This window comes from Klebsiella sp. 18074 (genome assembly GCF_902705905.1).
GTDB lineage: Bacteria > Pseudomonadota > Gammaproteobacteria > Enterobacterales > Enterobacteriaceae > Klebsiella > Klebsiella terrigena.
The window spans coordinates 37,861-58,447 of record NZ_CACSIS010000024.1 but is presented as its reverse complement, the minus strand read 5'-3'; the positions used below and the strand labels follow the sequence as shown (position 1 = coordinate 58,447).

Below are 20,587 nucleotides of genomic sequence, written 5' to 3'. Positions count from 1 at the left end.
GCGCACATTAGCTTCATCGATTGAGCTACCACTATGCTCCCCGGCGCGCCAGGTCGCACGCCGCTCAGTATCCAGCGTATATAAATAAATGATGCTGATATTCAAAATCTTAGCAAGATTTAGTGCCTGACTCCAACGCTGGTCCCGGCTTATTGCGGGCCAGATCGATTTACCAAAATAGACTCGGTGAAGGATTATAAAATGAACCACTCTGTATCCTCTATGAATACTTCTCTCAATGGTAAAGTCGCTGCGGTGACCGGCGCGGCTTCCGGAATCGGCCTTGAATGCGCCAAAACCCTGCTCTCGGCGGGCGCGAAGGTGGTGCTGATCGACCGCGAAGGCGAAAAGCTAAATAAGATTGTGGCCGAACTGGGCGAAAACGCCTTTGCCCTGCAGGTGGATCTGATGCAGGGCGAACAGGTCGATAATATTCTGCCCGGCATCCTTAAGCTGGCGGGCGGGCTGGATATCTTCCACGCCAACGCCGGCGCCTATATCGGCGGGCCGGTGGCCGAAGGCGATCCGGACGTGTGGGATCGCGTGCTGCATCTCAACACCAACGCCGCCTTCCGCTGCGTGCGCAGCGTACTGCCGCACCTGATCGCGCAAAAGTCCGGCGATATCATCTTCACCAGCTCCATAGCCGGAGTGGTGCCGGTTATCTGGGAGCCTATCTACACCGCCTCGAAATTCGCGGTTCAGGCCTTCGTGCACACTACCCGCCGTCAGGTGTCGCAGTACGGCGTACGCGTCGGCGCGGTCCTGCCTGGCCCGGTGGTAACCGCCTTGCTTGACGACTGGCCGAAAGAAAAAATGGAAGAAGCGCTGGCCAACGGCAGCCTGATGCAGCCGATTGAGGTGGCTGAATCCGTGCTGTTTATGGTGACCCGCTCGAAGAACGTCACCGTACGCGACCTCGTTATCCTGCCTAACAGCGTGGATCTCTAACTCTTCAATCAGGCTGGCTAAAGGATGGCTCTATGAACTGCGATACACCAACCATTATTGGCGTCGATGTCGGCTCGGGCAGCGTGCGGGCGGGCATTTTCAACCTCAATGGTGAACTGCTCGCCCACGCGACGCGGGAGATTACCCTCTTTCGCAGCGCGGGCAGCATGGTTGAACAATCCAGCAGCGAGATTTGGCAGGCGGTGTGCGATTGTATTAAAACCGCCATCGCGCGCGCCGGCACCGCGCCGGACTCGGTTGCGGGCATTGGCTTCGACGCCACCTGTTCGCTGGTGGTGGTCGGTGAAAACGACGCACCGCTGGCGGTGGGCCCTTCAGAAGACCCTAACCGCGACATTATCGTCTGGATGGACCACCGCGCCACCGGGCAGGCGGAAAAGATTAACGCCACCCGCCACCCGGTGCTGCAGTACGTCGGCGGCATTATCTCGCCGGAGATGGAGACGCCGAAGATACTGTGGCTGAAGGAGAACCGCCCGCAGACTTATCGGCAGGCGCGACACTTTTTTGACCTCGCGGACTACCTGACCTGGCGCGCCACCGGCGACGAGGCCCGCTCGGTCTGTACCGTCACCTGTAAATGGACCTACCTGGCCCACGAGCAGCGCTGGGATGCCGACTACTTCCGCCAGATTGGGCTCGCCGAGCTGGCGGACGAGAACTTTGCGCGCATCGGCCAGCGCATTGTCGATCCGGGAACGCCCTGCGGCAGCGGCCTTACCGCCGTCGCCGCTCGGCAGATGGGCCTGCCCATCGGAACGCCGGTGGCGGTTGGCATGATTGACGCCCACGCCGGCGGCATCGGCACCGTCGGAGTGCTCGACGGCGCGCTCAGCAATATGGCCTACGTCTTCGGCACCTCCTCCTGCACCATGACCACTTCGCAGGAGGCCATCTTCGTACCCGGCGTCTGGGGTCCGTACTATTCGGCAATGGTGCCGGGGTTCTGGCTTAATGAAGGCGGTCAGAGCGCGGCCGGCGCCGCTATCGACCGGCTGCTGAGCTTCCATCCGGCGGCGCACGAGGCCCGCCAGCTGGCGCAGGAGGCCGGGCTGCCGCTGCCGGTCTATCTCGCGGACCGGGTACTGGCCCGCCTGGAGAGACCCTCCGAGGCGGTACACCTCGCCGCCGGCCTGCACGTGGTGCCCGAATTCTTAGGCAACCGCGCGCCGCTGGCGGATCCTGGCGCCAGGGCGATCGTTGCCGGGCTGGGAATGGAGGGGGATATTGATAATCTGCTGGCGCTGTACGTGGCCGGGCTGTGCGGTATCGGCTACGGCCTGCGGCAGATCCTTGATGCCCAGGAGGCCTGCGGCGTGCGCAGCGAGAATATCGTGATTAGCGGCGGCGCGGGGCAGCATCCGCTGGTTCGCCAGCTGCTGGCCGATACCTGCGGGATCCCGGTGATGAGCACCGAGTGCAGCGAGCCGGTGCTGTTGGGTTCGGCGATTCTTGGCGCCGTCGCCGGCGGGGTATGCGCGTCGCTGCCGGAGGCGATGAAGCGGTTTACCCGGGTGGATAAGACCTATGACAGCGCGACGCAGTATCAGGCGGTTCACCAGCGTCGCTATGAGGCTTATTTGGCTTTGCAGAAGACGGCAAGGCTGATAAGGGAGTAGCGGCGGGTGCCGTTCGGTGGATTTGAAGGGGGAGCCGGTCTGGCTCCCTGAGGTTTGGCGGTAGCCACGGCGGAGAATATTTTCTTGCTGCGCAGGATGTTGCGCTCCCCGCGGTTTCCCTGCCCCTATGTTTCCCAAAGCGCAGGGAGCGCACAGGGGGCTCCGGCCAGCATTGTTGCGGTGACGGAGGATATTTTCTTGCTGCGCAGGATGTTGCGCTCCCCGGCGGTTTCCCTGCCCCTATGTTTCCCAAAGCGCAGGGAGCGCACAGGGGGCTCCGGCCAGCATTGTTGCGGTGACGGAGGATATTTTCTTGCTGCGCAGGATGTTGCGCTCCCCGGCGGTTTCCCTGCCCCTATGTTTCCCAAAGCGCAGGGAGCGCACAGGGGGCTCCGGCCAGCATTGTTGCGGTGACGGAGGATATTTTCTTGCTGCGCAGGATGTTGCGCTCCCCGGCGGTTTCCCTGCCCCTATGTTTCCCAAAGCGCAGGGAGCGCACAGGGGGCTCCGGCCAGCATTGTTACGGTGACGGCGGATATTTTCTTGCTGCGCAGGATGTTGCGCTCCCCGGCGGTTTCCCTGCCCCTATGTTTCCCAAAGCGCAGGGAGCGCACAGGGGGCTCCGGCCAGCATTGTTGCGGTGACGGAGGATATTTTCTTGCTGCGCAGGATGTTGCGCTCCCCGGCGGTTTCCCTGCCCTATGTTTCCCAAAGCGCAGGGAGCGCACAGGGGGCGGCCCATCGCCGCCGCCCCCTGTACCCCCGGGCTCCGGCCAGCCAAAATCGCCGCTGCGCGGTCCCTTCGACCGATGCCGTCAGGCTGTCGGGTCGGGCCGAGGTAACGTCCTTGTAAATCACGGCCCTCAGCCCGCATCCATGCGGGCTGCCCCGGCCTGCCGCCAGCGTCTCAGCGATTTTGAGGCCGACAACACCGGCAGTTTCAGCTGGCTTCCGAACTTTCGATAAACGACGTTCAGGGACAAAAAGGCATCGAATCCGATCGAAATCACGGCCCTCAGCCGACATCTTCACAGCAATGAACATACGATAAAAAAACGTTCAGAGACACAAAAGACATGCCTAGGCTATGGTTACCTTGCCGTCGAGATAGACGTCCTGCACGGCGTTGATCAGCTTCACGCCGTCGGCCATCGATTTTTTGAAGGCTTTACGTCCGAGGATCAGCCCCATGCCGCCGGCGCGCTTGTTGATGACCGCCGTACGCACGGCATCGCTCAGGTCCGTTTCGCCTCCTGCCGCGCCGCCGGAGTTAATCAGCCCCGCCCGCCCCATATAGCAGTTCGCCAGCTGGTAGCGAACCAGATCGATCGGGTTGTCGGTGGTCAGCTTGCTGTAGACGCGGTCGTCGGTATAACCGAAGTTAACCGCCTTATAGCCGCCGTTATTCTCCGCCATTTTCTGCTTCACGATATCCGCACCAATGGTCGCCGCCAGGTGGTTAGCCTGCCCGGTCAGGTCGGCGGAGACGTGATAATCGACGCCATCTTTCTTAAATGCCGGATTGCGCAGGTAGGCCCACAGCACGGTAACCAGCCCCAACTCGTGCGCGCGCTCGAACGCCACGGAGATCTCTTCGATCTGGCGCCGCGACTCTTCGGAACCGAAATAGATGGTCGCGCCCACCGCCACCGCACCCATATTAAAGGCCTGCTCAACGCTGGCGTACAGCGTCTGGTCGAAGGTGTTAGGGTAGCTCAGGGTTTCGTTGTGGTTCAACTTAACGAGGAACGGAATGCGGTGCGCGTAGCGGCGCGATACCGAGGCCAGCACGCCGTAGGTTGACGCCACGCAGTTACAGCCGGCTTCAATCGCCAGCTCAACGATATTTTTCGGATCGAAGTACAGCGGGTTGGCGGCAAAAGAGGCGCCCGCCGAGTGCTCCACGCCCTGGTCAACCGGCAGGATCGACAGGTAGCCGGTGCCGGCCAGGCGCCCCGTGTTGTACAGGGTCTGCATATTACGCAGCACCGCCGGCGGACGATTGTTATCAACCATCACCCGGTCAACGTAATCCGATCCCGGTAAGTAGAGCTGATCGGCTGGAATAGTCATACAACGGTGCTGTAACAGGCTATCGGCATCTTTGCCAAGCAACTGCGTAATATCAGTCATAGCAATAACTCCCGTAAGGCCGGCCGCGGCCGGCGTCAATTTTCCTGACCCAACTTTTTTGGGCAGGTTAAGCCTGGTACCGACTTAGCAGATTTTCCAGCCGGGATCGCATTTTTTCAGCAACTTCTGCTGGCACGATTCAGATACGAAAAAGTGTTAGCTTGCTCAAACAATCGGCTCAATGGTATTTCAAAGGTATTATCAAGTGGTACTCTCAATACGTACCTTACCTGTCATGAAGGATCTCCAAATGAAAACTACAGCAAAGCTGTCGTTCATGATGTTCGTTGAGTGGTTTATCTGGGGAGCGTGGTTTGTTCCCCTGTGGCTGTGGCTAAGTAAAAGCGGCTTTAGCGCCGGCGAAATTGGCTGGTCCTATGCCTGTACCGCCATCGCCGCCATTCTCTCCCCGGTGCTGGTCGGCTCGCTGACGGATCGCTTCTTCTCCGCGCAAAAAGTGCTGGCGATTCTGATGTTCGCCGGGGCGATACTGATGTACTTCGCCGCGCAGCAGACCACCTTCAGCGGCTTCTTCCCGCTGCTGCTGGCCTACTCGCTCACCTACATGCCGACCATTGCCCTAACCAACAGCATCGCCTTTTCCAACGTTGCCGACGTCGAGAGCGATTTCCCGCGTATTCGGGTAATGGGGACCATCGGCTGGATCGGATCCGGCCTGGTGTGCGGCTTCTTGCCGGGAATGCTCGGTCTGAGCGATATCTCGCCCACTAACGTACCGCTGCTGATCGCCGCGGGGAGCTCGCTGGTGCTGGGGATTTTTGCGCTGTGCCTGCCGGATACGCCGCCGAAGAGTACCGGCAAACTGAGCCTGAAGGTGATGCTGGGGCTGGACGCGCTGATCATGCTGCGCGACAGGAACTTCCTCGTCTTTTTCTTCTGTTCGTTCCTCTTCGCCATGCCGCTGGCTTTCTATTACATCTTTGCCAACGGCTATCTCAGCGAATCGGGGATGAAAAATGCCACCGGCTGGATGACCCTCGGCCAGTTTTCTGAAATCTTCTTTATGCTGGCGCTGCCGTTCTTCACCAGGCGCTTTGGTATTAAAAAGGTTCTATTGCTTGGTCTTATTACCGCCGCCATCCGCTACGGCTTTTTCGTCTACGGCGCGGCAGATAACTATTTCACCTATACGCTGATGTTCCTCGGTATTCTGCTGCACGGCGTCAGCTACGACTTCTATTACGTCACCGCCTATATCTACGTCGATAAAAAGGCGCCGGTGGCGATGCGCAACGCCGCCCAGGGGTTAATCACCCTCTGCTGTCAGGGGTTCGGCAGCCTGCTGGGCTACCGCCTCGGCGGCGTGATGATGGAGAAAATGTTTGCCTACCCGACGCCGGTTAACGGCCATACCTTTAACTGGGCTGGGATGTGGACGTTCGGCGCCATAATGATTGCCGTTATCGCCGTCCTGTTCATGGTGTTCTTCCGCGAGTCGGATAAGGAGATCACCACCATTGACATCGATGCGCAAAACGCTGCGCTTACACAAGAGGAAGTCAAATGAAAGCAGAACGTATTCTCGGAGCCCTTTACGGGCAGGCGTTAGGGGATGCGATGGGCATGCCGTCGGAGCTATGGCCAAGATCGCGGGTGAAGGCCCATTTTGGCTGGATCGACCGTTTTCTGCCCGGACCGGCTGAGAATAATGCCGCCTGTTACTTTGCCGAGGCCGAGTTCACCGACGACACCTCGATGGCCCTGTGCCTCGCCGATGCCATCATCGAGTGCGACGGGCGGATTGATCCTGATACCATCGGCCGCCACATCCTGCTCTGGGCGGAGGAGTTTGACGCCTTTAATAAGAACGTCCTCGGTCCGACGTCAAAAATCGCCTTAAAGGCTATTCGCAGCGGCACGCCGGTGAGCGCGCTGGAGAATAACGGAGTGACCAACGGCGCGGCCATGCGCGCCTCGCCACTGGGATGCCTGCTGCCGACCGGCGACCTCGACGCCTTTATTCACGAGGTCGCCGCCGCCTCCAGCCCGACGCATAAATCTGATTTAGCCATCGCCGGTGCGACGGTCATCGCCTGGGCCATCTCGCGCGCCGTTGACGGCGCAGGCTGGTCCGCCATCGCCGATGCGCTGCCGGCCATTGCCGGGCACGCCCAGCAGCAGCGCACCACGACCTTTAGCGCCTCGCTGGCCCTGCGCATTGAGCTGGCGCTGCGCACCGTTCGCAGCGCGGGCGGAGTCGAGTCCGCCTGCGAGCAGCTTTATCAACTGGTGGGGGCCGGAACCAGCACCATCGAATCCGTGCCCTGCGCCGTGGCGATGGTTGAGCTTGCCGGAACCGACCCTAACCGCTGCGCCGTGCTTTGCGCCAACCTTGGCGGCGATACCGATACCATCGGCGCGATGGCCACCGCCATCTGCGGGGCACTCAACGGCATATCGGCCATCGATAGCCGGCTCAAAGCGCGTCTGGATGAGGTCAATAGGCTCGACTTTACGCGCTATGCCGACGCTCTCGGCCGTTACCGCCAGCAGCGGGAGGCGCAATGAATAGCCGCCAGCTGAGCGATAAGCTCGCCACCCTCACCGCCGTCAGGCCGGTGACGGTTATCGGGGCCGCGGTGATCGACGTCATTGCCGACGCCTACGCCCTGCCGTGGCGCGGCTGCGATATCGAGTTGCAGCAGCAGAGCGTCAACGTCGGCGGCTGCGCCCTGAATATTGCGCTGGCGCTAAAAAGGCTGGGCATCGCGGCGCAAAACGCCCTGCCGGTCGGCGAAGGCGTGTGGGCAGAAATCATCCGCAGCCGCCTGGCGCAGGAGGGGATAACCAGCGTTATCACCCGCGCCAGCGGTGACAACGGCTGGTGCCTGGCGCTGGTGGAGCCGGATGGGGAGCGCACGTTTATGTCCTTCAGCGGCGTCGAAAACCAGTGGTGCGACGACTGGCTCACGCCGCTCAGCGCCGGGCCCAACGGCCTGGTCTATCTTTCCGGCTACCAGTTGGCCTCCGCCAGCGGCGAGCGGCTGGTGGCGTGGCTGGAGAAGCAGCGTGACGCCACGCCGTTTATCGACTTTGGTCCGCGCATTGCCGATATCCCCGAGGCATTAATGGCGCGCCTGATGGCGCTGAAGCCGCTGGTCTCCGTAAATCGTCAGGAGGCGCTGATTGCCGCCGAGGCCAACGGCTTCCCCGCCGAGGTGAGCGAGTTCGGCGCCGAATGGCTGAATAAGTACGGCGCTCCGCTGATCGTCCGCCTGGATAAAGAAGGCGCGTGGTATTTCAGCCCGCAGACCTGCGCAGAGGTCGCGGCCTTCCCGGCGACGGTGGTCGATACCATCGGCGCCGGGGACAGCCATGCGGGCGGCACCCTGGCCGGACTTGCCGCCGGCTGGAGCCTGCAGGAGGCGGTGACGCTGGGGAATGCGGTGGCGGCATGGGTGGTCAATCATCGGGGCGGCGACTGCGCCCCGGATCGCGAAACCCTACTCCTCGCACACAAAGACGTATAGATCGCTGCGGCAGTAGCTAATGCTGTATTCGATAGGGTGCTGGTGCTGATCGAGGGCAACCTGCTTGATCACCAGCACCGGGATCGCGCTATCCATCTGAATATGCGACTGAAACTCGGCATCCGGCATGCGGGCGCTGACCCGGGAGCGGGTGCGCTGGGGTAGGATCTGCTGGCTGCGGAAGTAGTCGTACAGCGAGACGCTGATCGCCTCGACGTCGTGGATAAGGTGCGCGGGCACCCACGACTCCTCGAGCGATACCGCCGCGTCATCCACGTAGCGGATGCGCTTGAGCATAAACACGTCGCTGCCGGCGGCAATCGCCAACTGCTGCGCGACCTCCTCCGGGCATTTGACGATCCGCTTGTTGACCCACAGGGTGTCGGGCTTTTTGCCGCGCAGCACAACCTGCTGGGTAAAGCCGCGCGCCTCCTTCAGCGAATACTCGAAAATATTGTTAACCCGGGTGCCGTAGCCCTGGGCGCGGGTGACCACGCCCTCATCTTCCAGCGTCCGCAGCGCCTTGCGCACGGTGATGCGCGATACGCCGGTGAGCTGGCTCAAATCGCGCTCGCCGGGCAGGATATTGCCGTTTTCCAGCCAGCCGCTGCGCACGGCGTCTTTGATGGTGTCGGCAAACCTGATGTACAGCGGCGCGTTATCCTTCGCGGCCATGCGTTCAACGAGCTGGTGAATCAACCGGGTATGCGCCTGTTCCATTTGTCTTTTCCTGACTGAAATCTGGCGTCAGTATATCAGGCTTACCACCAGGCGTGGAAATGATGCACCGGGCCAATCCCCTGCCCCACCTCCAGCGAATCCGCCTGCGCCAGCGCCGCGGAGAGCCAGCCTTTGGCCTCGGCGACCGTTTGCCCCCAGTCGCCGTAGCGCGGGCGCAGCGCGGCCAGCGCGGCGGAGAGCGTACAGCCGGTGCCGTGGGTATTTTTGGTGAGGATCCGCGGGGCGGTGAAGCGCTGCTCGCCTTCGGCGCTAAAGAGCCAGTCCGGGCTTTCGGCATCATCGAGATGACCGCCCTTCATCAGCACCGCCCCGCAGCCCAGCGCCAGCAGCGCCCGGCCCTGCTCGAGCATCTCTTTTTCATTGCACGCGTGCGGCGCATCCAGCAGCGCCGCGGCCTCCGGCAGATTAGGCGTTATCAGCGAAACCTGCGGCAGCAGCCGGGTGCGCAGCGTCGCCACCGCCGACGCTGACAGCAGAGGATCGCCGCTTTTCGCCAGCATCACCGTATCCAGCACCACGTTGGCGATCCGATAGCGCGCCAGCCGCTCCGCCACAGCCTCGACGATGTCCGTCTCCGCCAGCATGCCAATCTTGGTGGTATCGATACGGACGTCGCTGAACACCGAGTCCAGCTGGGCGGCAACAAAGTCAGGCTCGATGCGGTACACCGACTGCACGCCGCGGGTATTCTGCGCCACCAGCGCGGTGATCACCGAGCAGCCGTAGGCCCCAAGGGCGGAGAAGGTTTTAAGATCGGCCTGAATTCCCGCGCCGCCGCTAGGATCGGTGCCGGCAATCGTTAAGGCATTGATTCGCTTCATTGCTCGCCCTCCCCGTAGAGCGCATCAAGGAACGCCGGGGTAAAGCTGCCCGGACCACCCTGACGAGCGGCCCGCCCGCCCGCCAGCTTCATCAGGCCGCAGGCCGCTGCGACGTTTTCCAGCCGGTCGCCGGGCAGCGCCGTACTGGCGGCAACTACCGCAGACAGGGCGCAGCCGGTGCCAACAACCCGGGTCATCAGGGGATCGCCGCCGCTGACGGCGCGCGTGCGCTGGCCGTCGGTGACGTAATCCACCTCGCCGGTCACCGCCACCACCGTATTCAGCTGACGCGCCAGCGCCCGGGCAGCCGGCAGCGCCGCCGCCGCGGTATCGGTAGTATCGACTCCGCGCCCGCCGCCGCTCATCCCCGCCAGGGCCATAATTTCCGAGGCGTTGCCGCGAACGGCGGCCGGCTGCAGGGTTAGCAGGTCACGACAGAATTCGCTGCGCAGCGTGAGCGCGCCGACCGCAACCGGGTCCAGCACCCACGGCTTGCCCGCCCGCTGCGCGCTGGAGACGGCCGCGCGCATGGCGTCGGCGCGATCGACGGTTAAGGTGCCGACGTTAATCAGCAGCGCATCGGCGATGGCGGCAAACTGGCTGGCCTCCTGCGGGTCAATTACCATCGCGGGGGAAGCGCCAATCGCCAGCAGGACGTTGGCGGTGAACGTCTGCACCACGTCGTTGGTCATGCAGTGAATAAGGGGGGAGTGGCGGCGAAAAAGATGTCGCAGATGCGCGATATGCGCGGGGTTCAGTGGCTCAGCTTGCATCGTTTGCTCCAGCCAGGCGATGAAGAAGCAACGACCTTGTGGTCTCTGACTTCCCTACGCTGGCATTATCCAGATCAGGTGGTACGGGTTTTTCTCAGCCTTCACAAGGAAGGGCACCCCGAGTCATTTAATTCAAAATCAAGTACTTGTGATTAGTTCCAGGATAATCACAGAACAGAATAATGCCAGCCAGAGACGCGACAAACAAGCGATAAAAATCGCCCGGCGAGGCAAGCATGATTCAACAACATCGGCAAGGCCGGCGAGCTGAAATCCAGATGGCGCATCAGGTCATCGAACGGAGGTTAAGCATCGCGTTTACGGCAACTGGCAAATAAGGGTCTGCCCGTCGAACCTACAGCGTCAATTAACCGGATTACAAATACCCTCCAACAAATCTAGTACTAAAGTAGTAATTTATTAACTAAATGAAGATTTATATAACCAAATATTGGCCCTTTTGAAACAAGTGATTATCCTTTCAAGAAGTGTTACAAGGTGTAACCCGTTGCCACATCGATATTACCGAGTGAATCACCGAAAATGATGAGGATTCCAATGAAATTGACACCAATAGTAAAGGGAATGGCGCTAGCCGGGGTGCTATCGACCTGCGCCCTTTCCGCCTGGGCTGATACCTCCCCTAAAGAAGCGACCGCCGCCACCAAACAGGCAAACGACGCTCTTTACAACCAGCTGCCCTTCTCCGACAACGCCGATTTTAGCAACGCGCACAAAGGCTTTATTGCCGCTCTGCCTGGCGATGTCATCAAAGGCGAGCAGGGCAACGTCGTCTGGAATCCTCAGCAGTACGCCTTCATCAAAGAAGGGGAAAAGGCGCCGGATACCGTCAACCCGAGCCTGTGGCGTCAGTCTCAGCTGATTAACATCAGCGGCCTGTTTGAAGTGACCGAAGGCGTCTATCAGATCCGCAATCTCGATCTCTCCAACATGACCATCATCGAAGGTAAAGAAGGCATTACCGTCGTTGACCCGCTGGTGTCAGCTGAAACCGCGAAAGTGGGCATGGACCTGTACTACAAAAACCGCGGCCAAAAGCCGGTGGTGGCCGTTATCTACACCCACAGCCACGTTGACCACTACGGCGGCGTACGCGGCGTCATTGATGAAGCCGACGTGAAGTCGGGCAAAGTGAAAGTCTATGCGCCGGCCGGCTTTATGGAGGCCGCCGTGGCGGAAAACATCATGGCCGGTAACGTCATGAGCCGTCGCGCCAGCTATATGTACGGCAACCTGCTGAAGCCGGAAGCCACCGGCCAGGTAGGCGCAGGGCTGGGCACCACCACCTCTGCCGGCACCGTGACCCTGATTGCTCCGACCAACATCATTGAAAAAGACGGCCAGAAAGAGGTTATCGACGGACTGACCTATGATTTCATGCTGGCGCCGGGCTCTGAAGCACCGTCTGAAATGCTGTGGTATATCGAAGAGAAGAAGCTCATCGAAGCGGCGGAAGACGTCACCCATACCCTGCACAACACCTACTCCCTGCGCGGGGCCAAAATCCGCGAGCCGCTGCCGTGGTCGAAATATATCAACGAAGCGATCGTTCGCTGGGGCGACAAAGCTGAGATCATCATGGCTCAGCACCACTGGCCGACCTGGGGCAACGAAAACGTCGTCAACCTGCTGAAGAGCCAGCGTGACCTCTATCGTTACATCAACGACCAGACCCTGCGCATGGCTAACGAAGGGCTGACCCGCGACGAAATTGCCGCCAAATTCAAGCTGCCTGACAGCCTGGCGCATACCTGGGCCAACCGCGGCTACTACGGTTCCGTCAGCCACGACGTGAAGGCCACCTACGTGCTGTACCTCGGTTGGTTCGACGGCAACCCGGCGACCCTCGACGAACTGCCGCCGGAAGAAGCGGCTAAAAAGTTTGTTGATTATATGGGCGGCGCCGACGCCATCATGAAGAAGGCCAAAGAGGACTATGACCAGGGTAACTACCGCTGGGTAGCCCAGGTGGTGAGCAAAATCGTCTTCGCCGATCCGCAAAACCAGGACGCGCGTAACCTGGAAGCGGATGCTCTGGAGCAGCTGGGTTACCAGGCTGAATCCGGTCCGTGGCGCAACTTCTACCTCACCGGCGCGCAGGAGCTGCGCAACGGCGTGGTGAAAGGCCCAACGCCGAACACCGCCAGCCCGGATACCGTCCGCGCGATGACCCCGGAAATGTTCTTTGACTATCTGGCAGTCCACATCAACGGTGAGAAAGCCGGTAAAGCCAAAGCGGTCTTCAACATCGACCTCGGCAACGACGGCGGCAAATATAAGCTGGAGCTGGAAAACGGCGTGCTGAACCACACCGCTAAGGCCGAAGCGAAAGATGCGGATGCGACTATCGTGCTGGACCGCGCGACCCTGAACAAAATCATCCTGAAAGAAGAAACGCTGAAACAGGCTGAAGATAAGGGTGAAGTGAAGGTCACCGGCAACGGGGCGAAGCTGGATGAGATGCTGGGCTACATGGACAAGTTCGAGTTCTGGTTCAATATCGTTACTCCGTAACTGAGCCGATTATCATCCCCCGAGGCCGCCGGTCGCGGGGGATTTTTTTGGCCATTTCCCGCGACCGCCCCCCTGCGCTTCCCGCCCTGATTTCCCTGCCCTTTTTACGCACATATCGATTTGCTTTCGCCGCTACCCGGGCACAAGATTAGCAGTGGGAATAATGTTTTCCGCAGATAACCAACCGAGGTGGGCTATGTCCGTTTATCACCATGCGCTGGTGCTGATTAACAGCAGCATTGACGGGGTTCCGCTGCTTCAGCACGCGGCTAAAATGGCCGAAGAGAGCGCCATGAAGATAACCATCGCCCACATCAGCACCGACTATCGGGCGCTGAACTACGTTTCCGACTGCCTGATGGATGATGACGTCTCGCAGGAGGTTATCCAGGCCAAAGCCCTGCTCAACGAACTGGCGACCACCGTCGCCCTGCCGGTGCAGACGCTGGTGCTGGTCACCGCCCGCCGCTTTGCCGACGTCGAAGCGTGCGTGCATCAGCGCAGTATCGATTTGATTATTGCCGGGCACCGCAACCGGCTGCTGGGGGTGATGGCTTCCCACTCCCTCGAGTACATTAACCATCTCAGCGTCGACGTGCTGATTAAGCACCTGCCGTAGGTCGCTCGCGCAGGCCCTGTCCGGCTAATTAGGTATTCACTTCCCGCAGCGAACTCAGCAGCAACGCGAAGCTCGACTCAATCAGCGGCGGTAGCGTCTGCGGCCCGCGCATCAGTGCCACGGTGCGGCTCAGCGCCGGCTGCTGGAGCTGGGCTATCTTCAGCTGCGGATCGCATAAGTGGGTGGTATAGAGCTCGGGAAGAATGGCTATCGCCAGGCGCGACCGCACCAGGCCATACAGCGTTTCGATATAGTCCACCTGATAGCGCGTATTCAGCATCAGGCGGTGGCTCTCCGCCAGCGCCCCCACCAGCCGCTGGATATTGCCCTTCGAGAACACCGCGATATCGCGGCCGGCCAGCAGCTTCCACGGCAGATGCGGCTGGCCGGCGAGCGGATCGTCGCCGTGCAGCACCGCCACAAACGGGTCCTCGCGCAGCGGATAGACCTGCAGCTCTGCGGGGATCGAACTGTCGATGGCGCCCACGGCGAAATCAATCTGCCCGCTCAGCAGCTCGCGCACCAGCGCGTCGTTGGCCCGATCGTGAAACTCGACCCGCAGGCGCGGAAAGGTTTCGGCCAGGGTCTGCGGCAGCAGGGGAAAAAGCAGCGAGCTGACCGACGGCATCAGCCCGATGCGCACCGTGCCGTCGCCGCCGGCTTCAACAATCTGCTGCATATCCTGAAACGCCAACTGGGCCACGCTCAGCACGCGCTGCGCGTGGGGCAGGATCGCCGCGCCCAGTTCGGTCAGCGTGACCGAAGAGGCGGTGCGATTCACCAGCCTGCCGCCGAGCACCGCTTCAACCTGGCGCAGCGCGCTGCTTAGCGCCGGCTGGCTGATGGCCAGCCGGTTGGCGGTATCGGTAAAGTGACGCAGCTGCGCCAGGGTAACAAAATACTGGAGCTGCTTGAGAGAAAGCGCGGGCAGCCGCTGCCAGGGTTCGGTCATGTTATCCATCGCTGAGGGTGAGTAGGCAGAATAACCCGAGCTTATCGGGCGATAAATTTATTCATCTGGGCAAACGTTTGCTGTGCCCCTAGAGTAACGCCATTATCCTTGTGCCGGAGTTGTTATGTCCAGCAGTGCTGAAAACCGCCGCCGCGCCGTGCAGGCCGCCCGGGGCGAATTGCCGTTCGACCTGTTACTCACCGGAGGACAGATCGTTGATATGGTCACCGGGGAAATCCGCGCCGCCGACGTCGGCATCGTCGGCGAGATGATTGCCAGCGTCCACCCGTGCGGTAGCCGTAGCGATGCCGCTGAATCCCGCGACCTGCAGGGCGCCTACCTCTCCCCGGGGCTGATGGATACCCACGTCCATCTCGAAAGCTCCCATCTCCCCCCCGAGCGCTACGCGGAAATCGTCCTCGCCCAGGGAACAACGGCGGTATTTTGGGATCCGCACGAGCTGGCCAACGTGCTCGGCGTGGAGGGCGTGCGCTACGCCGTTGCCGCCAGCCGCAATCTGCCGCTGGAGGTGATGGTCGCCGCCCCTTCCAGCGTCCCGTCGACGCCCGGGCTGGAGATGTCCGGCGCCGATTTTGCCGGCGCGGAGATGACCACCATGCTGGCGTGGCCGGAGGTGCGCGGCGTGGCGGAAGTGATGGACATGCACGGCGTGCTGCACGCCAGCGAGCGGATGCAGGAGATAGTCCAGGCGGGCCTCAACAGCGGCAAGCTGATTGAAGGCCACGCCCGCGGGCTGAACGGCGCGGACCTGCAGGCCTATCTCGCCGCCGGCGTCACCTCCGATCATGAGCTCACCTCGGCGGAGGACGCGCTGGAAAAGCTGCGCGCCGGCCTGACGCTGCAGATTCGCGGCTCGCACCCCTATCTGCTGGAGGATATCGTCAAGGCGCTGAAAACCCTGCCGCACCTCTCCTCGCAGATCACCGTCTGCACCGACGACGTGCCGCCGGATATGCTGCTGGAAAAAGGCGGCATTATCGCCCTGCTCAACCTGCTGATTGGGCACGGTCTGCCGGCCACCGATGCCCTGCGTTTCGCCACGCTGAACGCGGCGATCCGTCTGCAGCGCAATGATTTAGGCCTGATTGCCGCCGGCCGCCGTGCGGACCTGGTGGTGTTTCCCGATCTGGATAAGCTGCAGGCGCGCGAGGTCTACGTCGCCGGGAAGCTGATTGCCCGGGACGGGCGGCTGTGCCGGCCGATCCCTGCGGCCACCGGCGTCACGCCGCCGCGGGAGACTCTGCAGCTTGCGCCGCTGAGCGCCAACGACTTTATCCTTAAGGTGGGCGGTATTCACCACGGCGTTGCCCGCCTGCGGCATATTCGCGGTGCGCGCTTTACGCAGTGGGGAGAAGTTGAGGTGCAGATCCGCGACGGCAAAGTCCAGCTTCCCGACGGCTTCAGCCTGATTTGGGTCAAGCACCGCCACGGTCGCCATCAGGCGACGCCGCAGATTGCCCTGCTTGAGGGCTGGGGCGAGCTGCGCGGGGCGATTGCCACCAGCTACTCCCACGACTCGCACAACCTCGTGGTGCTCGGGCGAGATGCCGAAGAGATGGCGCGGGCCGCCAACCGGCTGATCGCCTCCGGCGGCGGCATGGCACTGGCGCAGCGGGGAGAGATCCTGGCCCACGTCGCCATGCCGATTGCCGGGATGCTTTCCGACCTGCCGGCGGCGGAGCTGGCGCGCCAGTTCCGCGAGCTGCGCGACCTGAGCGCCGAAATTGCCGACTGGGAGCCGCCGTACCGGGTGTTTAAGGCCATCGAGGGGACCTGCCTCGCCTGCAACGCCGGGCCGCATTTGACCGATTTGGGTTTGACCGACGGCACCACCCGCCGGATCGTCGACCCGCTGATAGCCTGCCGGGAAACCCCGGAGCATACCAACAACAATAATCACCACGGAGCCTGATAATGGCTGACAACACGCTTCCTGCATCAACCCGGGGCCGCTGGCTGGAACGGCGATTTGCCCTCTACTCCCGCGGCAGCACGCTGCGCACCGAGTGCCTGGCGGGGGTCACCGGCTTTCTCGCCGCCGCCTATCTGCTGGTGGTGATCCCCGGCCTGCTGGCGGTCGGCGGAATGGATAAAGGCGCGGTCACTACCGGAACCATTCTGGTCTTCGTCGCCGGCACGCTGCTGATGGCGTTCTACGCGAACCTGCCGTTTATCGTCGGCCCCGGTATCGGCGGGTCGGTGCTGGTGGGCGTCACCCTGGCCGGGAGCGAAGGCATCGGCTGGCAAATCGGCCTCGGCATCGCCTGCTGGTCCGGGATTCTGTTCTTCCTGTTGACCAAATTCGGCCTGCGCGAGGTGGTGACCCGCTCGGTGCCGCAGTCGATCAAGCTGGGGCTCACCGCCTCCATCGGGCTGTTCGTGGCGGTTCTCGGCTTTCGCAACGCCGGCCTGGTGCTGGCGAATGCAAAAACCAACGCCCTGATGCTCGGCGACTTCCTCTCCCCCGGCGCGCTGGTGGCGCTATGCGGCCTGTTTCTCGCCATTGCGCTGCAGGCGCGGCGCATTCCGGGCGCGATCCTGTGGGCCATCCTCGTTGCCACCCTTGTCGGGATCCCGTTTGGCGTCACCCGGCTGCCGACCAGCTTTATCGCCATGCCGCACTCGCTGACTCCGGTCCTCGGCCACGTCGATATGCTCGGCGCGCTGAATATCGCCTTTCTGCCGTTTCTGTTTATCTTTTTCGCCTCCGAGTTTTTCTCCACCATGGGAACCACTCTGGCGGTAGGCGGCGAGGCGGGCCTGCTGGACGAAGAGGGCAATATGGTGCACATCAACCGGCCGTTTATGGTTGACTCCATTGCCGCGGCCATCGGGCCGTGGGTCGGCATCCCGGCCGCCACCGCGCTGATTGAGTCCTCCGCGGCGGCCGAAGCCGGCGGTAAAACCGGGCTGACGGCGCTGGCGGCAGCGGTGATGTTCCTGCTGATGCTGCTGTTTACCCCGATTGCGCTGATGATCCCCAAAGAGGCCACCGCACCGGCGCTGATCCTGATCGGCCTGAATATGTTCAGCGGCCTGCGCAAGGTCGATTTAGCCAACTTTACCGACGGGCTGCCGGTACTGATGATGGTGATGATCACCCTGATTGCCAACAGCTTTGGTACCGGCATTGCCGGCGGGCTGCTGTTCTACGTGGTGATTAAGAGCGTGGCCGGAAAGTGGCGCGAGATCCCGTTAGGGCTGTGGATCCTCGCCATTCCGCTGGTCTACTACTTCGCGACCCTGGTCAGGCACTAGGGCGCCGAGCGCTGGTTGTGCAGCGCCTCGCAGCGGGCCTTCACCTCTTCATACAGCAAACGCACCGCGGCAGAGAGCTGCTTGCGGTGCGGGCAAATCATATTCAGCGGCACCCGGTCGCCCTGATACTGCGGCAGCAGGACCTGCAGCCGCCCGGCGTGAATGTCGTCGCTGACGTCGAGCCAGGACTTGTAGGCAAACCCCTCCCCGGCAATCGCCAGGCGGCGAATCACTTCCGCATCGTCGCTGACGATAGCGCCAGAAACCTGCAGGTGCTGAACCTCCCCCGCCAGGCTTAACGGCCAGCGATCGAACTGCCTGCCGCGCAGCACGTACAGCAGAGCGTTACGCTGCGCCAGCTCCTCCAGGGTTTGCGGTGCGCCGTGTTCGGCGATCCACGCCGGGGAGGCCACCAGCACCCGGCGGTTTTCCGCCGCCACCGGCAGCGAGATAAACGACGCGTCGTCGTTATCGCCGTAACGAAAGGCCACGTCGACCGGATCTTTAAACACGTCGGTGCGGTGATCGGAGAACAGGATGCGCAGCCTGAGCTCCGGGTAGCGCTGGCGAAATCCGCGAAACACGGTCAGCAGCAGGTTGCGCCCGAGGTCGGAGGGCACCGCAATCTGCAGCGTGCCGCGGATTTGGTCATCCGGCAGCTGAATCTTTTGCAGGCCGGCGTGCAGGGTATCGAGCATCTGCGTGGCATAGGGTAGCCAGGTCTCCCCTTCAGGGGTCAGGCGCAGGCTGCGGGTTGAGCGGGCAAAAAGGCGGATATTCAGCGTGGTCTCCAGGCGCTTAATCGCCGCGCTCACCTGCGCCGGCTGCTGCCCGACCTCCCGCGCCGCGTCGCTGAAGCTGCCCAGCGCCGCCGCGCGGACAAATAACGTCAGATCTTCCAGCCTGAACATATTCACTCCCACCTCCGGATCCCCGGACTTTTCCTAAAACAGGCGCGTTTTGCTGAATCGCGTAATCGGCACCATCGTTTGCTTACATTTTTAATCAACCAGTACTTGCCATCGCCCTCATGCTTCGGAATGATACGAGGCTGCGATTTTGTGTCCAGGATAATAATGAGGAATTTATGCGTAAAACAAAAATGATGCTTCTGGGCGTACTGCTGGCCGGCACCTGCGCCGTTGGGTCGGTCTCCGCCGCCGATCTGCAGAAATATGAGCTGGACGGCGTGACCTCCGACTTCCAGCAGTTTCGCGTAGGCGATACCGTGCCGCCGCTGTATATGACCCCGGAGTACACCATCAAGCAGTGGCAGCAGCGCCACCTGCCTGCGCCAGACGCCAACACCCACTGGACCTATATGGGCGGCAGCTACGTGCTGGTCACCGAGCCTGAAGGCAAAATTGTCAAAATTTACGACGGCGAGATTTTCTACCAGCACTGATTGCGCGACACGCGTTGCGGCCGCGAGCCGCCACGAAAAACGCCCGGTCCTTCTGCTGCTCCCGCATGGCGCAGCGAAGTCCCGGGCGTTGTTTTACGCGCGGCGCTTACACCGCGCGGAAGGCGATCTCGCTGGGGATAACCTCACCCTGCCAGTAGAGCTGGGCCGCTACGCGCCCTGCCAGCTGGCGATAGATATCGGTAAACTCGCTTTCCGGGCGGGCGATCACCGTCGGGGTACCGTTATCCAGGTCCTCGCGCAGATGAATGTGCAGCGGCAGCTGGCCGAGCAGCTGGGTGTGATATTTTTCCGCCAGCTTCTCCGCACCGCCGGTGCCAAAGATAGCCTCATGGTGACCACAGTTGCTGCAAATATGCATGCTCATGTTCTCCACGATACCCAGCACCGGCACCTCCACTTTTTCGAACATCACGATGCCCTTTTTGGCATCGATCAGCGCGATGTCCTGCGGCGTGGTGACCACCAGCGCGCCGGTCACCGGGATGTTCTGCGCCAGCGTCAGTTGAATGTCGCCGGTGCCCGGCGGCATATCCAGCACCAGGTAGTCGAGATCCGGCCACAGCGTCTCCTGCAGCATCTGCATCAGCGCTTTACTGGCCATCGGGCCGCGCCACACCATGGCGTTCTCGTCAGTCACCAGATAGCCGATGGAGTTGGTGGCGAGGCCGAATTTCATAATCGGCGCCATATGGGTGCCGTCCGGCGAGGTGGGACGCTGATCTTCAGCGCCCAGCATGGTAGGAATCGACGGGCCGTAAATATCGGCGTCGAGAATACCGACCTTAGCCCCTTCCGCCGCCAGCGCCAGCGCGAGGTTGACCGCCGTAGACGATTTCCCGACGCCGCCCTTGCCGGAGCTCACGGCAATAATATTCTTCACACCGTTGACGCCCGGCTGGTTTTTCACCCGCTTCAGGGTGGCGATACTGTGCGTCAGCTTCCAGTCGATAGCCTGCGCGCCGGTAATGCGCAGCAACTCGGCGCTGCACTGCTCTTTCAGGGTTTCAAAAGCGCTGTGCCAGACGAACGGCATCTGAATCTCGATATGCACGGTGTCGTCCAGCCAGGCAACGTGGTGCAGCGCCTTCAGCGCGGTGAGATTATGCTTCAAGGTGGGGTGCTGAAAATTAGCCAGCGTTCCGGCGACCATCGCGCGTAGACGTTCGGGGGATTTGGCCTGGGATTGCGAATTCATCCCGACTCCTTTGTTGTTATGAGATGCTTTC

At 61.5% G+C, this 20,587-nt stretch carries 17 protein-coding genes and 1 riboswitch; of the genes, 10 read left to right on the top strand and 7 right to left on the bottom strand.

What is annotated here, in order from left to right; all coding sequences use genetic code 11:
• Positions 1-201 precede the first annotated feature (201 nt).
• Positions 202-951, top strand: a complete 750-nt coding sequence (locus GVK32_RS21100; protein ID WP_041146423.1) for an SDR family oxidoreductase — start codon at positions 202-204, stop codon at positions 949-951.
• A gap of 32 nt (positions 952-983) precedes the next feature.
• The gene (locus GVK32_RS21095) at positions 984-2,591 is read left to right on the top strand and encodes an FGGY-family carbohydrate kinase (protein WP_159866303.1); all 1,608 of its coding nucleotides are present in this window, start codon (positions 984-986) and stop codon (positions 2,589-2,591) included.
• A gap of 1,080 nt (positions 2,592-3,671) precedes the next feature.
• Here the strand turns inward: GVK32_RS21095 and fbaB are convergent.
• Positions 3,672-4,724 (bottom strand): class I fructose-bisphosphate aldolase, encoded by a 1,053-nt coding sequence (fbaB, locus tag GVK32_RS21090; RefSeq protein ID WP_159866300.1) that lies wholly within the window; start codon positions 4,722-4,724, stop codon positions 3,672-3,674.
• 250 nt (positions 4,725-4,974) lie between these two features.
• Between fbaB and GVK32_RS21085 the strand changes: the two genes are divergently transcribed.
• Genes GVK32_RS21085 through GVK32_RS21075 form a run of 3 tightly spaced genes read left to right on the top strand, consistent with a single transcriptional unit; the run spans position 4,975 to position 8,215 of the window.
• A complete protein-coding gene (locus tag GVK32_RS21085) occupies positions 4,975-6,252 on the top strand; it encodes a nucleoside permease (protein ID WP_159866297.1) in 1,278 nt (425 codons plus the stop codon).
• Positions 6,249-7,253 carry an ADP-ribosylglycohydrolase family protein gene (locus GVK32_RS21080; RefSeq protein WP_159866294.1) on the top strand — a complete coding sequence of 335 codons (1,005 nt, stop codon included), beginning with the start codon at positions 6,249-6,251 and terminating at the stop codon, positions 7,251-7,253. The genes GVK32_RS21085 and GVK32_RS21080 overlap by 4 nt, the downstream gene beginning before the upstream one ends.
• Positions 7,250-8,215, top strand: coding sequence for a PfkB family carbohydrate kinase (locus tag GVK32_RS21075; protein ID WP_159866291.1), 966 nt, complete (start codon positions 7,250-7,252; stop codon positions 8,213-8,215). Before GVK32_RS21080 ends, GVK32_RS21075 begins: the two co-directional genes overlap by 4 nt.
• Here the strand turns inward: GVK32_RS21075 and GVK32_RS21070 are convergent.
• The 3 genes from GVK32_RS21070 to thiM are packed head-to-tail and all read right to left on the bottom strand — an operon-like array spanning position 8,189 to position 10,550.
• A complete protein-coding gene (locus GVK32_RS21070; RefSeq protein WP_045855805.1) occupies positions 8,189-8,935 on the bottom strand; it encodes a GntR family transcriptional regulator in 747 nt (248 codons plus the stop codon). The two genes, GVK32_RS21075 and GVK32_RS21070, sit on opposite strands and share 27 nt — an antisense overlap.
• 41 nt (positions 8,936-8,976) lie before the next feature.
• Positions 8,977-9,777 carry a bifunctional hydroxymethylpyrimidine kinase/phosphomethylpyrimidine kinase gene (gene thiD / locus GVK32_RS21065; RefSeq protein ID WP_159866288.1) on the bottom strand — a complete coding sequence of 267 codons (801 nt, stop codon included), beginning with the start codon at positions 9,775-9,777 and terminating at the stop codon, positions 8,977-8,979.
• Entirely contained in the window at positions 9,774-10,550 is a 777-nt protein-coding gene (gene thiM / locus GVK32_RS21060) for a hydroxyethylthiazole kinase (RefSeq protein ID WP_159866285.1), read from the bottom strand. The genes thiD and thiM overlap by 4 nt, the downstream gene beginning before the upstream one ends.
• 34 nt (positions 10,551-10,584) lie before the next feature.
• Positions 10,585-10,681, bottom strand: a riboswitch (TPP riboswitch).
• 427 nt (positions 10,682-11,108) lie between these two features.
• Between thiM and GVK32_RS21055 the strand changes: the two genes are divergently transcribed.
• Both GVK32_RS21055 and GVK32_RS21050 read left to right on the top strand, forming a co-directional pair.
• Positions 11,109-13,085: an alkyl/aryl-sulfatase gene (locus GVK32_RS21055; RefSeq protein ID WP_159866282.1), complete on the top strand. Its 1,977-nt coding sequence runs from the start codon at positions 11,109-11,111 to the stop codon at positions 13,083-13,085.
• Between the two features lie 196 nt (positions 13,086-13,281).
• Positions 13,282-13,704: a universal stress protein gene (locus GVK32_RS21050; RefSeq protein WP_159866279.1), complete on the top strand. Its 423-nt coding sequence runs from the start codon at positions 13,282-13,284 to the stop codon at positions 13,702-13,704.
• Positions 13,705-13,732: 28 nt separating this feature from the next.
• On the opposite strand, the gene GVK32_RS21045 is transcribed toward GVK32_RS21050, so the two are convergent.
• On the bottom strand, positions 13,733-14,656 hold the full coding sequence (locus tag GVK32_RS21045) for a LysR family transcriptional regulator (RefSeq protein WP_159866276.1): 924 nt from the start codon (positions 14,654-14,656) through the stop codon (positions 13,733-13,735).
• Positions 14,657-14,780: 124 nt separating this feature from the next.
• Between GVK32_RS21045 and GVK32_RS21040 the strand changes: the two genes are divergently transcribed.
• Together GVK32_RS21040 and GVK32_RS21035 are read left to right on the top strand one after the other, a co-directional pair.
• Complete coding sequence (locus GVK32_RS21040; RefSeq protein WP_159866273.1) at positions 14,781-16,589, top strand: adenine deaminase; 1,809 nt, start codon at positions 14,781-14,783, stop codon at positions 16,587-16,589.
• A 2-nt stretch (positions 16,590-16,591) separates the two neighbouring features.
• Entirely contained in the window at positions 16,592-17,935 is a 1,344-nt protein-coding gene (locus GVK32_RS21035; RefSeq protein ID WP_041146443.1) for an NCS2 family permease, read from the top strand.
• On the opposite strand, the gene GVK32_RS21030 is transcribed toward GVK32_RS21035, so the two are convergent.
• Positions 17,932-18,846: a LysR family transcriptional regulator gene (locus GVK32_RS21030; RefSeq protein WP_159866380.1), complete on the bottom strand. Its 915-nt coding sequence runs from the start codon at positions 18,844-18,846 to the stop codon at positions 17,932-17,934. The genes GVK32_RS21035 and GVK32_RS21030 overlap by 4 nt on opposite strands.
• Before the next feature lie 176 nt (positions 18,847-19,022).
• On the opposite strand from GVK32_RS21030, the gene GVK32_RS21025 reads away from it, so the two are divergent.
• Positions 19,023-19,340 carry an RcnB family protein gene (locus tag GVK32_RS21025; RefSeq protein WP_128877569.1) on the top strand — a complete coding sequence of 106 codons (318 nt, stop codon included), beginning with the start codon at positions 19,023-19,025 and terminating at the stop codon, positions 19,338-19,340.
• A 106-nt stretch (positions 19,341-19,446) separates the two neighbouring features.
• Here GVK32_RS21025 and apbC read toward each other — a convergent pair whose 3' ends face one another.
• Positions 19,447-20,556, bottom strand: a complete 1,110-nt coding sequence (gene apbC, locus GVK32_RS21020; RefSeq protein ID WP_159866270.1) for an iron-sulfur cluster carrier protein ApbC — start codon at positions 20,554-20,556, stop codon at positions 19,447-19,449.
• Between the last annotated feature and the right edge of the window lie 31 nt (positions 20,557-20,587).